The 13,924-nt window shown below is 76.0% G+C and carries 13 protein-coding genes; 3 read left to right on the plus strand and 10 right to left on the minus strand.

Annotated features, from left to right (window positions below; genetic code table 11):
• Window positions 1–10 precede the first annotated feature (10 nt).
• The gene (locus tag ACGF15_RS08305) at window positions 11–1,516 is read right to left on the minus strand and encodes a SulP family inorganic anion transporter (protein WP_345615830.1); all 1,506 of its coding nucleotides are present in this window, start codon (window positions 1,514–1,516) and stop codon (window positions 11–13) included.
• 405 nt (window positions 1,517–1,921) lie between these two features.
• Here ACGF15_RS08305 and ACGF15_RS08310 point away from each other — a divergent pair, with 405 nt between their 5' ends.
• Complete coding sequence (locus ACGF15_RS08310; RefSeq protein WP_376428838.1) at window positions 1,922–2,317, plus strand: MerR family transcriptional regulator; 396 nt, start codon at window positions 1,922–1,924, stop codon at window positions 2,315–2,317.
• An 84-nt stretch (window positions 2,318–2,401) separates the two neighbouring features.
• On the opposite strand, the gene ACGF15_RS08315 is transcribed toward ACGF15_RS08310, so the two are convergent.
• From ACGF15_RS08315 to ACGF15_RS08350, 8 genes are all read right to left on the minus strand, one after another.
• Window positions 2,402–4,468 (minus strand): iron ABC transporter permease, encoded by a 2,067-nt coding sequence (locus tag ACGF15_RS08315; RefSeq protein ID WP_362740620.1) that lies wholly within the window; start codon window positions 4,466–4,468, stop codon window positions 2,402–2,404.
• A 4-nt stretch (window positions 4,469–4,472) separates the two neighbouring features.
• Window positions 4,473–5,456 carry an iron-siderophore ABC transporter substrate-binding protein gene (locus ACGF15_RS08320; protein WP_392797281.1) on the minus strand — a complete coding sequence of 328 codons (984 nt, stop codon included), beginning with the start codon at window positions 5,454–5,456 and terminating at the stop codon, window positions 4,473–4,475.
• Window positions 5,453–6,313, minus strand: coding sequence for an ABC transporter ATP-binding protein (locus tag ACGF15_RS08325; RefSeq protein ID WP_392797283.1), 861 nt, complete (start codon window positions 6,311–6,313; stop codon window positions 5,453–5,455). Before ACGF15_RS08325 ends, ACGF15_RS08320 begins: the two co-directional genes overlap by 4 nt.
• A gap of 160 nt (window positions 6,314–6,473) precedes the next feature.
• On the minus strand, window positions 6,474–7,388 hold the full coding sequence (locus tag ACGF15_RS08330) for an STM4011 family radical SAM protein (protein WP_345615835.1): 915 nt from the start codon (window positions 7,386–7,388) through the stop codon (window positions 6,474–6,476).
• An 11-nt stretch (window positions 7,389–7,399) separates the two neighbouring features.
• Window positions 7,400–8,839: an STM4012 family radical SAM protein gene (locus ACGF15_RS08335; protein ID WP_392797286.1), complete on the minus strand. Its 1,440-nt coding sequence runs from the start codon at window positions 8,837–8,839 to the stop codon at window positions 7,400–7,402.
• The gene (locus ACGF15_RS08340; protein ID WP_392797361.1) at window positions 8,836–9,675 is read right to left on the minus strand and encodes an STM4013/SEN3800 family hydrolase; all 840 of its coding nucleotides are present in this window, start codon (window positions 9,673–9,675) and stop codon (window positions 8,836–8,838) included. Before ACGF15_RS08340 ends, ACGF15_RS08335 begins: the two co-directional genes overlap by 4 nt.
• 110 nt (window positions 9,676–9,785) lie before the next feature.
• On the minus strand, window positions 9,786–10,964 hold the full coding sequence (locus ACGF15_RS08345; protein WP_392797288.1) for an STM4014 family protein: 1,179 nt from the start codon (window positions 10,962–10,964) through the stop codon (window positions 9,786–9,788).
• Complete coding sequence (locus ACGF15_RS08350; RefSeq protein ID WP_392797290.1) at window positions 10,961–11,914, minus strand: STM4015 family protein; 954 nt, start codon at window positions 11,912–11,914, stop codon at window positions 10,961–10,963. Before ACGF15_RS08350 ends, ACGF15_RS08345 begins: the two co-directional genes overlap by 4 nt.
• Window positions 11,915–12,173: 259 nt before the next feature.
• On the opposite strand from ACGF15_RS08350, the gene ACGF15_RS08355 reads away from it, so the two are divergent.
• On the plus strand, window positions 12,174–12,500 hold the full coding sequence (locus tag ACGF15_RS08355) for a hypothetical protein (RefSeq protein WP_345615839.1): 327 nt from the start codon (window positions 12,174–12,176) through the stop codon (window positions 12,498–12,500).
• Window positions 12,501–12,611: 111 nt separating this feature from the next.
• Window positions 12,612–13,694, plus strand: coding sequence for a DUF6745 domain-containing protein (locus ACGF15_RS08360; RefSeq protein ID WP_392797292.1), 1,083 nt, complete (start codon window positions 12,612–12,614; stop codon window positions 13,692–13,694).
• 21 nt (window positions 13,695–13,715) lie between these two features.
• Here the strand turns inward: ACGF15_RS08360 and ACGF15_RS08365 are convergent, their stop codons facing one another.
• Window positions 13,716–13,907: a hypothetical protein gene (locus ACGF15_RS08365; protein WP_392797294.1), complete on the minus strand. Its 192-nt coding sequence runs from the start codon at window positions 13,905–13,907 to the stop codon at window positions 13,716–13,718.
• Between the last annotated feature and the right edge of the window lie 17 nt (window positions 13,908–13,924).

Here is a 13,924-nt window from a genome sequence, read left to right on the forward strand (position 1 = left end):
CGGGAGCCGGTCAGTGCCCGGCGGCGAGTTCCCCGCTGAGGCGGTCGTGGAGCCGGGCGCTGGGGTCGTTGAGGCCCGTGATCTCGACGGTCTTGCCGCGCTGGGCGTACTTGGTCTCGATGGCGTCCAGGGCGGCCACGGAGGAGGCGTCCCAGATGTGCGCGGCGGACAGGTCGATGATGACCTTGCCGGGGTCGGTGGCGTAGCCGAACTGGCCGACGAGGTCGTTGGAGGAGGCGAAGAACAGCTCGCCGGTGACCCGGTAGACCACCGTGCTGCCGTCGGGGTCGAGCACGGCGGTGACCTCGGCGAGGTGGGCCACCCTCTTGGCGAAGACGACCATGGCGGTGAGGGAGCCCACCACGACACCGATCGCGAGGTTGTGGGTGGCGACCACACAGGCGACCGTGATCACCATGACGGCGATCTCACCGGCGGGCATCCGCCTGAGGGTCCCCGGCGCGACGGAGTGCCAGTCGAAGGTGGCGAAGGACACCATGACCATCACGGCCACCAGTGCGGCCATGGGGATGTCGGAGACCACGGGTCCGAAGACGACGCACAGGACCATCAGGAAGGCGCCGGCCAGGAACGTCGACAGCCGGGTGCGTGCTCCGGAGACCTTCACGTTGATCATCGTCTGGCCGATCATGGCGCAGCCGCCCATGCCGCCGAAGAAGCCGGTGACGATGTTGGCGATGCCCTGACCCACGGACTCGCGGGTCTTGCTGGAGTGGGTGTCGGTGATCTCGTCCACCAGCTTGGCCGTCATCAGGGACTCCATCAGGCCCACCAGCGCCATGGCGAAGGCGTACGGCGCGATGGTCGTCAGGGTGTCCATGGTGAACGGCACGTCGGGCAGGCCCGGCACCGGCAGCGAGGAGGGGAGTTCGCCCTTGTCCCCGACGGTCGGGACGGCGATCGCCGCCCCCACGGTGATCACGGTGAGGATGACGATCGAGACGAGCGGCGCCGGGACCACGGTGGTGATCTTCGGGAAGAACACCATCAGGGCGAGGCCGCCGACGACCAGCGGGTACACCGCCCAGGGGACGTCGGTCAGCTCGGGGATCTGCGCCATGAAGATCAGGATGGCGAGGGAGTTGACGAAGCCGACCATCACCGAGCGCGGGATGAACCGCATGAGCCTGGCCACGCCCAGTGCTCCGAGGACCACCTGGAAGACGCCGGCCAGGATGACCGCGGCGACCAGGTACCCGAGTCCGTGCTCGCGGTTGAGCGGGGCGATCACCAGGGCGACGGCCCCGGTGGCCGCGGAGATCATGGCCCGCCGGCCGCCGACGACCGCGATGGTGACCGCCATCGTGAAGGAGGCGAACAGACCGATCGCCGGGTCCACGCCGGCGATGATCGAGAAGGAGATCGCCTCCGGTATCAGGGCGAGGGCGACCACCAGACCGGCCAGCACCTCGGTGCGCCACACCTTGGGGTCGCGCAGCCAGTCGGGGGCGCGCAGCCGCCCGGCCGGGGAGACAGCGGAAGCGGAAGAGGACACGGGAGGGCGTTCCTGTCGTGCTCGGGCGCTCCGCTCGGCTGACGGGCGCGCGGGGGACGCGGAGGGCCGGGCCGGCACCTCGCGGAGGGCCCCGGGGAGGGGCCGGTGCTCAGGAGGGGGACGGGGCGCCCTCGGGCGCCGTGCGTCGCGGCCGCGGGGTCACGGCGGGCAGGCGCCGGCGCCGGGCGTCATGGACTCGCGCACGGCTCTCCTGCGGGGTTTCGGGGGCGTCACCGGGGGCGGCGTCGGCCCCGACTCGGAAGGGGCGGGGCACACGGCGACCAGGGCCGCACCCGCCGACGGCAACTCTACCCTAACGTTAGGGTAGGGACCGGTCGGGTCGCGCACGGCGGTCCGGCACAGGCGGCGGACTCGGGGAGCAGGCGCGTGGACGGCAGGCAGCGGATGCAGATCGGCGAGGTCGCCGCACGTACGGGGCTGTCGCTGCGCACCATCCGCCACTACGAGGACGCCGCGCTGGTGGTGCCCTCGGCCCGCTCGCAGGGCGGCTTCCGCCTCTACACGGAGACCGACGTGGCGCGGCTCATGGTCATCCGCCGCATGAAGCCCCTGGGCTTCACCCTCGACCAGATGCGCGAGCTGCTCGACGCCACCGACCGCCTCGACGCGGAGGACGGCGCCGCCCCCGACGAGCGCGCGGCGCTGCTGGCCCGGGTACGCGGCTACGAGCGGGCGGCCGCCGAGCAGGTCGACCGGCTCCGGGTGCAGCTGTCCCGGGCCGAGGAGTTCGCCGGGGACCTGCGCGCGCGCCTGGAGCGGGAGTCCGCGCGCACCGCCTGAGCCCCCTCCCCGGCGGCCGCTCCCCCGCCTGCCGGGCCCGCCGCGCGGCGGGCGGACCCCTTCCGGCGGCGGGCCCCCGCGCCCTCAGCGGCGGCTGCGCACCAGCAGATGGAGGAAGTACGGCGTGCCGATGACCGCGGTCATCAGGCCCGCCCCCAGCTGCGCCGGGGCGATGACGGTGCGGCCCACCAGGTCGGCCGTGCAGACGAGCACGGCGCCGAGGAGCACGGCGACCGGCAGGACCCGGGCGTGGCGGCGGCCGACCAGGGCCCGCGCGGCATGGGGCGCGACGAGGCCGACGAAGCCGATGGTGCCGGCCGCCGCGACGGCGGTCGCGCTGAGCAGCACGGCGAGGACCAGGAAGCCCAGGCGGGCCCGTGAGAGGCCGAGCCCGAGGAGCCTCGGGGTGTCCTCGTCGAGGGAGACCAGGTCGAGTTCGGTGCGCCGCACGGCGGCGAGGGCCAGGCCGACGGCCAGGACCACCGCGAGCGGCACCGCGTCCGGCAGGCTGCGCCCGTAGGTGGAGCCGGAAAGCCAGGTCAGCGCCTTCGTGGCGTTGAACGGGTCGGTGAGCACGATCAGCAGCCCGATCAGTGCGGCGCTGCCGGTGGCGGCGCCGAAGCCGACGAGGACGAGGCGGTTCTGCCGGAAACCTCCCCGCGCCGCGAGACCGAAGACCAGCAGCGAGCTGGCGGCGGCACCCGCGAACGCGGCCCCGGCGATGCTCCACGACCCGGCCAGCGGCACGGTGGTGACGAGGAGTACGGCTCCGAGCGCGGCACCGCCCGAGACGCCCAGGACGCCGGGTTCGGCGAGCGGGTTGCGTGTGACGGCCTGGACGAGCGTGCCCGCGAGGGCGAGGGCGGCACCGGCCAGGAGGGCGGCCACCACCCGAGGCACCCGGGTGTCGAGGACGAAGCCGACCGCGCGGCCCGCCCGTCCCTGGGCCCAGTTGGCCACGTCCCCCAGCAGCAGCTTGCTGTCGCCCAGCAGGACCGCGGCGACGGCGACGGCGGCCAGCAGGGCCACGAGGACGGCCGTGGCGGCCAGGAACGCGGTCCTGCTCCGGATGCGCAGCCGGTCCTCCGCGGCGGTCCGCCCGGCGTCCCGCACCCGGGTGGCCAGCACGACGAGGAAGACGGCACCGGCGAGCGAGGTGGCCACCCCCGTGGGCACGGCGACGGCGACGTCCGGGGGCACGGCGGCGCGCAGGGCGACGTCGGAGCCGAGGACCAGCACCGCGCCGGCGAGGCCGGCGAGGGGGAGCCCCGCCCGCGCCCGGGCGAAGGGGCGGATCCGGCGGGCCAGGGGCCGTACCAGGGCGGGGGCGCACAGACCGACGAAGCCGATGGGGCCGGCGAGGGTCACGGCCGCCGCGGAGAGCAGTGCGGCGAGGGCCACGGAGGCGACGCGGGTGGCGCGCACCGGCACCCCGAGGCCGCGGGCGGCCTCGTCCCCGAGGGCGAGGGTGTCGATGCGCCGGGACAGCAGGAGCAGGCCGGCGAGGCCGATCACGGCGAGCGGGAGGACCGAGAGCACTCCGCCGAAGCCGTTCTGCGCGATGCTGCCCTGGTTCCACTGGTAGAGCCCCTCGGTCTGCTCCGGGAACAGCAGCAGGAGCCCCTCGGTGACGGCGGTCAGACCGAGGGTCAGGGCGCTGCCGGCGAGCACGAGCCGGACGGTCCCGGCGCCGAGCCCGGACAGGCCGAGGACGACGGCCGCGGCCGTGACGCCCCCGGCGAAGGCGATGCCCGAGGAGGCGAGCAGCGGCAGGGAGACGCCGGTCACGGCGGCGAGGCCGAGGGCGAGATAGGACCCGGCGTTCACGGCCAGGGTGTCGGGTGAGGCGAGGACGTTGCGGCTGACGGCCTGCAGGGCGGCCCCGGCGATGCCGAGCACGGCGCCGACGAGCAGCCCCGCGGCCATCCGGGGCAGGCGCGAGGCGACGACGACGGAGGCGTCGGAGGGCTCGGCGCGCCCGGTGAGCGCCTTGAGGACCTCCGGGGCGCCGACGGCGGCGGTGCCCTGGGTGATGTCGGCGGCGGCGAGGGCGGCGAGCAGCAGCAGGAGCGCGGCCGTCACCGCGGCCGCGCCCGTACGGGACGCGACCGCCGGTGGACGGGGGGCGGAGGGCGGGGCGGTGACGGCCACGTGGTTACTTCGTCAGGGCCGCGACGAGGGCGTCGACGTAGGCTCCCATGGACCCGGGGCCGCCGAACATCCAGATGCCGTCGGGCAGCCGGTGGACGTTCCCGTCCTTGACGAAGGGCAGCGAGGTCCACACCGGGTCGTCCTTCAGCACCCCGGTGAAGGGCGTGCTGTTGGCGTCCCCCGCGCTGCCGATGTAGGCGAAGTGCACGTCCTCGCCCAGGGAGGTCAGCCCCTCGACGTCGGTGGTGCCGAGGCCGTAGTTCTCGTCGCCCTCGACGGTCCAGGCGTTCTTCAGGCCCAGCTCCTCGTTGACGCCGCCGATCAGCGAACCGCCGGTGTAGGGGCGGATGGAGACCTGGTTGGAGACGACGTAGCCGTCGGCGAAGGCGAGGCGGGCGTCGGCGAGCCCGGCGTCGGCGAGGGCCTTGCGTCCCGCCTCGGTCTTCGCCTCGAACTCCTCCTTCAGCTCCTCGGCCCGGTCGGTGGTACCGGTGGCCTGGGCGATGAGGTCGAGGTTCTGCGTCATCCGCCCGATCGGGTCGGAGGCGTCGGCGGCCCGCACCTCCAGCACGGGTGCGATCTTGCGCAGCTGCTGCACGGCCGCGGCGGGCAGGTCGCTGGTGGCGATGACGAGGTCCGGCGCGAGCCCGGCGATGGCGTCCATGCTCGGCTCGCCGCGGGTACCGATGTCCTCGGGGTCGTTGGTGAGCGGGACGGCGGTGTCCCAGGTCTTGTAGCCCTTGACGTCGGCGACGCCCACGGGGTCGACGCCGAGGGACACCAGGCTCTCCACGACGTTCCACTCGGTGCCGACGACCTTCTCGGCGGGGCCGTCGAGTTCCACCTTCGTGCCGGTGGCGTCGGTGAGGACGAGGGGTTCGGCGCCCTTCGGGGCGGCCGCGTCGTCGGCGGCCGGCTCGGTGGTGCCGCAGGCGCTGAGGGCGAGGGCGGCGGCGGTGGCGGTGGCGGCCAGGAGGAGTCGTCTCATGAGGTGGTGCTGAGCCTTTCGCTTCGGGTGTGGTGGCGGCCGATCGCGCGGGTGCGCAGCCGGCCCGTCAGGGGGTCGGTGTCGACCTCGATGCGGATGCCGTAGGCGCCGGTCAGCCGCTCGGGGGTGAGGACGGCCTCGGGTGTGCCGTCGGCGACGGTGCGCCCGTCGTGCAGCAGCACGATCCGGTCGGCCACCGCGGCGGCCTGGTCGAGGTCGTGCAGGACGGCGCCGACGGCGATGCCGTGGTCGTCCGCCAGGTCGCGCAGCAGGTCGAGGAGTTCGACCTGGTAGCGCAGGTCCAGATAGGTGGTGGGTTCGTCGAGGAGGAGCACGCCGGTCTCCTGGGCGAGGCAGCCCGCCAGCCAGACGCGCTGGAGCTGGCCGCCGGAGAGCTGCTCGGCGCCCCGCCCGGCCAGGTCGGTGACGCCGGTCATGGCGAGCGCCCGGTCCACGGCGGCGGGGCCGCCCGGGTCGCTCCCGCCCCACCGGCCGCGGTGGGGGTAGCGGCCGAACTCCACGAGGTCCCGCACGGTCAGGCCGCTGGGCGTGGAGCGCTTCTGGGCCAGGAGGGCCACATGGCGGGAGAACTCACGGGGGGTCAGGGCGAGCCCGTCGGTGTCGCCGTCGATGAGGAGCCGCGCGGTCCTCGGGCGCTGGAGCCGGGCGAGCGTGCGCAGCAGGGTGGACTTGCCGCTCCCGTTGGGTCCCACCAGCACGGTGACCTCGCCGGGGAGCAGCGACAGGGCCGCGTCGTGCACGACATCGGTCCCGTCGTAGGCCACGGTCACGTCCGCGGCCGACAGGTGGTGGCCGCGGGGTGCCGCGGCAGCGGTGTTCTCTGCGCCGTCCTTCACGAAAGTCAGGTTAGCCTAACCTAATGACTGCTCGACGCCGGGGGTACGGGCGGAATCCTCCGCTCCGCCCCCGGTCCGCCGACGGCCCGCCCAGCACCGCAGCGGCGCCCGCCCGGCCCCGGCGGCCCCGGGCGGACCGGGCCGGGGCGGGCCTGCCGCCTCAGCGGAGGCGTGCCGCCCGGGGCCCCGGCGGCCGCGCGGCCGGGCGCGCCGGCCTCGCCCCGGCCAGGGCTTCCCGGGCCGGGATCCGCTCCAGCACGCCCCCCGCGAAGACGTCGTACAGCGGCAGCGACTCCAGGTGCACATAGCCGATGTGGCAGTCGCAGACGGCCAGCGGGCAGGCGCGCGGACGCAGTGCCTCGCGGTAGCTGCCGTCGTAGAGGTTGCCGAGGGCGGCGGGGACGAAGTGGCAGCGCCGGACGGTGCCCTCGCCGTCCACGGAGACCACCGACTCGCCGGTCCGGCAGGGCAGTCCGGCGCTGCGGTGCGGGTGGCGGCTGAACGCGAAGAGCGGGTCGAGCGCCTCCCAGTCGGCCGCCTCGGCGTCGGTGTACGTGTGCCCCTCCGCGGCGTTGACCCACAGGTAGACGTGCTCGGGCAGCGCCTCGCGCAGCCGGCGGGCGTGCCCGAGGTGCTCGGGGAGGCCGACGACGCCGACGCTGTGGCGCACCCCGGACTGCGCCAGCTCCCGGCACCGGCCGAGGAACCGGTCGTAGGGCGTCTGGCCCGGGTGGTAGGTGCACCACAGGGCCAGGCTGTCCCGGTCCGCGTCGGCGATCCAGCCCGTCCGGCAGGAGAGGTTGGTCTGGATCGCCACCCTCCGCACGTGCGGCAGGCGGGAGAGGTCCACGAGCGCCCGCCGGTACCAGGAGCGCACCAGGCCCTCTCCCCACGGGGTGAACAGCAGCGAGAGCCGGTCGCCGGCGGCCTCGGCGGCCCAGCCGGAGAAGCGCTCCAGGGCTCTGCGGTCCTGCTCCAAGGCGGCCCGGCTGTCGCGGCGCTTGGCGAAGGGGCAGTAGGGGCAGTCGTAGTCGCAGGAGGCCAGCGGCCCCCGGTACAGCAGGGTCAGGTCCATGCCGGTCCCCTTCACTTGCGCGCGTAGCCGGCCATCGCGGACCGGACGGCGGATGAGAAGAGCGCCGGTCCGACCGCGTCGGAGTGGGCCAGCCCCTCGGGGGTGAGGCGCAGCCGCGCCTCCCCGGCACCGCCCTCGGCCAGCCAGCCCGCCTCCGCGAACCGCCGCAGCTCGACGGGGAAGTCCTCGAAGGGCCCGGTGCCGAACCGTGCCCGGTAGTCGGCCACGGCCATGCCCTCGGCCTGGAGCAGCGACTGCAGCAGGTGGCGGCGGCGGGCCTCGCCGTCGTCCATCCGGCGGCCGTACTCGGCGCGGGCGAAGTCCCGGCCCGGCCGGGCCACGTAGTCGTCCACGATGGCCCGGATCTGCCGCATGTCGACGGCGTAGTCGAAGGAGTAGTGCAGTGCGGGGGTGTAGGACCGGGCCCCGCAGCCCAGGCCGACCATGCCGTCCGTCTGGCAGGAGTGGTCCGCGGGCACGGCGGTGGGTGCGCCGGGCCTGCGGAACATCCGCATCGAGACCTGCTCGTACCCGGCGGACAGGAGTGTGTCGCGGCCCTGGCGGTACAGGCGCAGGCGCTGTGCGTCCCAGGCGGCCTCCGCGAGCGGGCCGGACGCCTCGCCGCGACGCCCGAGGCCCGTCAGCGGCCGCACATAGAGCGGGTAGAGGTACAGCTCCTCGGGCCGCCAGGCCAGTGCCGCCGCGAGCGACCGGCTCCAGGTGGCCCCGGTCTGGCCGTCGATGCCGTAGATGAGGTCGATGTTGAGGACCGGGAGGGCGGCGGCGCGGATGCGGCCGAGAGCGGCCTCGACGTCCGCGCGCCGCTGGGGGCGGGCGGCCGAGCGGACCTCGCTGTCCACGAAGCTCTGCACACCGAGGCTCAGGCGGGTGGTGCCCCGCTCGGCGAGGACGGCGAGCCGGTCCGCGGTCGCGGTGGACGGGGACGCCTCCACCGACAGCGGCACCGCCCGCAGGTCGGCTCCCGCGGTGTGCTCCGCGATGTCGCACAGCCGGGAGAGTTCCGCGGCGGTCAGGAACGTCGGGGTGCCTCCTCCGAACGCGGCGGCGGCGAAGCGGACGGGACCGCCGTCGGCGCCGAGCGCCTCGCGGACCGTGCGCGCCTGCCGTTCCAGCGCGTCGAGATACGCGCCCGTGAGGCCGTCCGGGGCGCCGATGCGGGTGAACAGGTTGCAGAAGCCGCAGCGGACCTCGCAGAAGGGGATGTGCAGGTACAGCGAGAGGGCGTCCTTGGCCCGGCCCGCCCACACCCGTGCGAGTTCGGGCCGGTCCGGGAGGGCGCGGTAGGCGGTCTTGTGCGGGTAGGCGTACACGTAGCTCTCGTACGGGCGGACCCCGGAGGCGGGCGGCGGCGCGGCGGCGGGCCCGGCGCGACCGGGCCCCGCCGGGGAGGGCACGGCTGCGGAGGACGCGGTGGAGGGTGTGGTGGTCATCGCGGGCCTCCTGCGGCGGCGGACGGGAGAGGGCCGTCGGGTTCCAGGAAGAAGTGGGCGTAGGGCACCGTCCACACCGCCTCGTGGGCGAGGCGGTGCCCGGTGTACCCCCCGTCGCCGTAGGCCGTGCCGTGGTCCGAGCAGACCACTGCGAAGCAGCGCCGGCGGCTCCGCATCGCGTCGAAGAGGCGCCCGATGTGCCGGTCCACGTACGCCAGCGCCGCGGCGTGCGTCTCCCGCGTGTCGCCGTCCTCCCGGCGGGCGCCCTCGGCGTGGAACCAGTTCGGCTGGTGCATCGCGGAGACGTTCACGAAGAGGAACAGCCGCTGCTCCGCGGGCAGCCCGGCCACCACCCGCTCCGCGCAGGCCACCTGCTCCTCGAAGGAGTTCGGGGAGGCGACCCCGAACGACGGCTCCCAGTGGGCCTCCTGGAAGAGGTCCGGCAGCACCGACCCGAGCGCGCCGCGCCGGTTGAAGAAGCCGACGCCTCCGATGCAGACGGTGCGGTACCCGGCGCCGGCCAGCCCGGAGACCAGGTCGGGGGTGTCGAACACCCAGGTGCGCCCGGCGGTGGACTCGCTGCCGGCGAAGCGCGCGGCGAAGAGCCGCGGGTGCGGCCCCGGTGCCGCGGGGGTGGGCAGGAAGCCCGCGAAGATCGCCTGGTGGGAGGCGTAGGTGAAGCTGCCCGGCGCATGGCGGCGCTCCCAGCGGCCGCCCGGCAGCCGGCCGGCGAGCCGGGGGGTGCGCCCCCGGGCCGCCGCCTCGGCGGCGACGTCGTGGCGGAGGGTGTCCAGCGTGACGAGCAGCAGGTCGTCCCGGCCGACGACCTCGTTCATGTCGGGTGTGTCGGGCCCGGGCGCCTGCCCGGGTGCGGTGCCGGTTCCGGGGGCGTCGCGCAGGGCGGAGCCCGGCGGGAAGGGGTGCATGGGTGGTTCCTGTCGTTCGGTCAGGGGCGGGCGCCCGCGAGGGCCGCGGACGCGCGGCCGCGGTGCGGTGCACGAGGGGCACCGGGGTTCCAGGGCGGGGAGGCCACTTGCGCGGCGTAGGTGTCGAGGCCCTCGGCGGGGCCGCCCTCGAAGCCCGTGAGCCCGGGCAGCAGGTCGCCGAAGGCGTTCACCTCGGCGACGGCGAAGCGGCGCCAGTGGACGGCCGGAAGCACGTCGACACCGACGCACGGGGTGCCCGGGAAGACGGCCGCGGCGCCTTCGGCGACCGCCAGCAGGCCGGGCCAGCCCGCCCCGGGCGCGGCGGCGAGGGCCTCCCGCACCGCGGCGAGGTCGCCCCGGGAGCCGCCGAGGTGGAGGTTGGTCAGCGGCCCCGCGGAGGTGCGGACCACGGCGTGGGTGGCACGGCCGGCGGTGGCCACGACCCTCAGGTCCGCGGCGCGCCCGTGCTGCGAGGCCTTGGGCAGCCAGCGCTCGATGTGCAGTCCGTCGGGGGCGAGGGCGTCGACCAGGGCGCCGACGGTCCGCTCGTCCTCGTAGCGGCGCACCCGCAGGGAGTTGTGGAGCGCCCCCGACGGGGTGAGCTCCACGGAGGTGGTGGCCCGCACCCGGCCTCCCGTGCCGCTCTCGACGGCCAGCACCCCCGAGGCGGAGGAGCCGTGGGCCGGTTTGGCGAACACGCGGCGCAGCCCGGGGCGGGCGAGGAGTGCGCGCAGGTCCGGCCAGCCGCGCACCGGTGGTGCGCCGGGGCCGGAGGTGGGCGAGGGCGGGACCGGCACCCCCGCCGCGGCGAGCCCGGCATGGCAGAGCCGCTTGTCGAACAGGACGGCCAGCTCCCCCGGATCGGCGAGCAGGGTGCCCCCGGCCGCGCGCACCCCGTCCGCGACATGCTGCACGGCGTCCAGGAACCCCCGGTACCAGCGGGCGCCGCCCTCCACCCGGGTGGGGTCCGCCGTTCCGCGCAGCAGCCGGTCGGCCAGCGGGTCCTGGCCGGGCGAGTCGAGGCGCACCAGCTCCCCGGGCCGGAAGCGGGCCGTGCCGGAGAGCACGTCGGTCCAGGGGACGACGCGCGCGGGGGCGCGTCCGGCCTTGCGCAGGGCGGTCTGCAGGAGCGCCGTGCGCCGTCCCTCGGGGTGTCCCACGACCGCGGCGGCCGGGTGCGCGGCCGTGGCGGGCGTCATTCCGCCACCGCGGTGTAGCGCTCCTCGCGTCCGCCGCGCTCCTCTATGCCGTCCGAGAGGTCGACCTCCACCCCGTACGGCTCCAGCGCCGACCGCAGCCTGCCCGCGACCTCGGGGCTGAGGAAGTGGTGGTGGAGGTCGAGCCGGGCCAGATGGGTGAGCGGCTGGCCTTCGAGCAGCGCCGCCGCGCCCTCGTCCCCGAAGGTGCCCATGGACAGGTCGAGTTCGCTCAGGCGCGCGACCACGGGGGCCCCGGCGAGCGCGGCGGCTATCTCGCTCTGGATCTCGCTGTTGCGCAGGGCGAGGCGGCGCAGCGACGGCAGGCGCGCACCGCTCAGGAAGGGCTCCAGGTCGGCCACCTCGGCGTCGGCGCCGTACCAGGAGGTGCCGAGCCAGAGGTCGAGGTCCTCCAGGACCGGGAGTTCGCTGGCGGCGACGCCGCGGACGACCTCCTTCGACAGGCCGCCGGTCTCGATGCGCAGCCTGCGCAGGGCGGAGTGCGCCAGGGGCGGGAAGGCCAGCCCCTCGCCGCCGCGGACGCCGAACTCCTCCAGCCGGGGGTAGGCGCGCAGCAGCGGCCCCATGTCGGACTGGTGGATCCAGGAGATCTCGCACTCCTCGTAGGTGACGTCGCCGACGAACAGGGCGCGCAGCGCGGGGAGCCGGTCCGCGGCGGCCGCCAGGAGCTCCACGAGCTCGGTGTTGGCGGTGTCGCAGTCCTCGGTCCACCACCCGCCGACCACCAGGGCCCGCACCCGGGAGGCGTCGACCGACCGGAGGAACCTGGCGAACGACTCCGGCCAGCTCTCCTCGCCGTCGTACACGTCGGCGGAGATCCGCCAGGCGACGGCGCCCGCCTCGGGGAGCGGGGCGGCCGGCTGCGCGCCGGGGCCGGCGAAGTCGGCGACCGGAAGGCCGCCCCACTCCTTCATGTGGTCACCGATGGTCATCTGGACGGCTCCTGCGTCTGGCGGTCGGTCATGGCAGGTCAGTTCTACCAAGGGCCGCCGACATCCCGCCCGCCCGTTCCCCGGCGCCCGTCACGGCGGGCGCGGCGCGCCCGCCGTGACGCGCCCTCGGCCCTGCGGGCGCGGGCGCCGTCCGCCGCTCTCCGCTCCGTTCTCCGTCCGCGGCGGGCGTTGTCGGACCCCCGCCCTAGCGTGGCCACATGAACGGGCGGTCCGCAGGGGGCCGCCGGGAGGGAGAGCCGTGTACCGGCAGGGGGACGTCCTGATCATGCCCGTGGCCGAGGAGGCGGTGCCGGAGCGCGCCCGGGAGGGCGAGGGCGAGGCGCGGGACGGGCGCGGGCGCCTGGTGCTGGCGCTGGGCGAGGTCACCGGTCACGCCCATGCGGTCCCCGGCCCGGGGCGGCTGGTGCGCCAGGGAGGGGAGTTCGGGCCGATGCTGCTCCATCTCCCGCAGGGCGGACGCGTGGTGCACGAGGAGCACGCGGCGATCCCGCTCCCCCGGGGCTGGTTCCGGGTGGTGCGCCAGCGGGAGTACGTCCCGGGCGCCGTGCGCATCGTGGCCGACTGACGGCCCACCGCCCCCGCGGTTCAGGGCGCTCCGCACCGCCACCGCCCGGTCCCCGCGACCGCCTCCGCACCGCCCCGACGGCTCCGCGACCGACCACAGGACGAGGACACCATGACCGACATCTCCGCCACTGCCGCCCCCCTCCCCGCCGACGCCCGGCCCGGGGGCGCGCGGCCCGTCCCCGGGCCGGGTGCCGCCGGGCCCGCCGAGGACGCCGCCCGCTGGCGCGCGGTGGCCGCGGCCACCGGCCCGGCCGACCGGGAGGCCGCCGAGGCGGGCGTCCGCCTCGCCTACCGCTCGGCGGGGCTGCCCGGACCGCGCCGGGTGCTCTGGGCCGGCTCGCCCCGCGCCGCCGTGGCCCTGCTGCGGGCGGGCGGCGGCTTCGGCCGCAGTGTGCGCGAGGAGGTCCGCACCCGCCCCTGGGAGGCCGAACGGGCCCGCGTCCACCGGGAGCTGGGGGCCGCGGGGTACGCAGCGCTCTGGGCGTCCACGGGGGCGAGGCTGTGGGAGCCGGTCCGGGCCCTGGCCGACCGGATCCGGGCGGGGGTCGCCGAGGAGGCGGGCGGCGGGCCCGAGGTGCGGCTGCTGCTGCTGGACGCGGTCCTCGGCCAGCACGACGCGGCCTGGCTCGCGGCTCTCGCCGGGCGGGGAACCGCGCTGGACGGCCTCGCCGCGGTGGCCCGGAGCGCGGGCTGGTGGTGGCCGTACGAGGACGCCGCGGTGGTCTGCGAACGGCCGGTGGAGTTGCACCGGGACGAGGCGGGCCGGCTGGACCGGGGCGACGGCCCCGCCCTGGCCTTCCCCGACGGCTTCGCCCTGCACGCCTGGCGGGGCATGGCGGTGCGGGCGGACTTCCTCGCGGGGCTCGGGGACCTCACCCCCGGGCGCATACGCGCCGAGGACAACGCCGAGCTGCGCCGCGTGATGCTGGAGTCCTACGGCTACGAGCGCTATCTGGCGGACTCGGGCGCCGAACCCGTGCACCGGGACGCGACGGGGGTGCTGTGGCGGATCGCGCTCGCCGACGACGAGGACGTGGCGATGGTCGAGGTGGTCAACTCCACTCCGGAGCCCGACGGCACGTCCCGGACGTACTGGCTGCGGGTGCCGCCCGCCACCCGCACGGCGCGTGAGGGCGTCGCCTGGACCTTCGGGCTGGCGGAGGAGGAGTACGCCCCGCTGCAGCAGACCTGAGCGCCTCTGACGGGCGGGCGCTCAGTGGTCCTGGTGGCCCGCGCCCGCTCCCCCGCCGCTCCCGGTCTCCGGGCGGCCCTCCGGGTGGTCGGCGTGGTGCGCGGGTTCCACTCCGGCCACCACCGGGTCGAACGCGGCGCCCGCGCCCCACGCCGCGCCGAACACCGCGGTGAGCAGGACCGCGAAGGCGGCGACCTTGAGACCGGCGTTCATGAGGGACCTCCCGTGTC

The organism is Streptomyces sp. NPDC048001 (assembly GCF_043203115.1).
In the GTDB taxonomy this organism is placed as follows: domain Bacteria; phylum Actinomycetota; class Actinomycetes; order Streptomycetales; family Streptomycetaceae; genus Streptomyces; species Streptomyces sanyensis.

What these genes read in the sequence shown, in the direction of transcription:
- ACGF15_RS08345 (WP_392797288.1), bottom strand. Translation starts at nt 10,964, where the DNA reads ATGACGCCCGCCACGGCCGCGCACCCGGCCGCCGCGGTCGTGGGACAC.
- ACGF15_RS08310 (WP_376428838.1), top strand. Translation starts at nt 1,922, where the DNA reads ATGCAGATCGGCGAGGTCGCCGCACGTACGGGGCTGTCGCTGCGCACC.
- ACGF15_RS08360 (WP_392797292.1), top strand. Translation starts at nt 12,612, where the DNA reads ATGACCGACATCTCCGCCACTGCCGCCCCCCTCCCCGCCGACGCCCGG.
- ACGF15_RS08330 (WP_345615835.1), bottom strand. Translation starts at nt 7,388, where the DNA reads ATGGACCTGACCCTGCTGTACCGGGGGCCGCTGGCCTCCTGCGACTAC.
- ACGF15_RS08350 (WP_392797290.1), bottom strand. Translation starts at nt 11,914, where the DNA reads ATGACCATCGGTGACCACATGAAGGAGTGGGGCGGCCTTCCGGTCGCC.
- ACGF15_RS08365 (WP_392797294.1), bottom strand. Translation starts at nt 13,907, where the DNA reads ATGAACGCCGGTCTCAAGGTCGCCGCCTTCGCGGTCCTGCTCACCGCG.
- ACGF15_RS08340 (WP_392797361.1), bottom strand. Translation starts at nt 9,675, where the DNA reads ATGAACGAGGTCGTCGGCCGGGACGACCTGCTGCTCGTCACGCTGGAC.
- ACGF15_RS08320 (WP_392797281.1), bottom strand. Translation starts at nt 5,456, where the DNA reads ATGAGACGACTCCTCCTGGCCGCCACCGCCACCGCCGCCGCCCTCGCC.
- ACGF15_RS08335 (WP_392797286.1), bottom strand. Translation starts at nt 8,839, where the DNA reads ATGACCACCACACCCTCCACCGCGTCCTCCGCAGCCGTGCCCTCCCCG.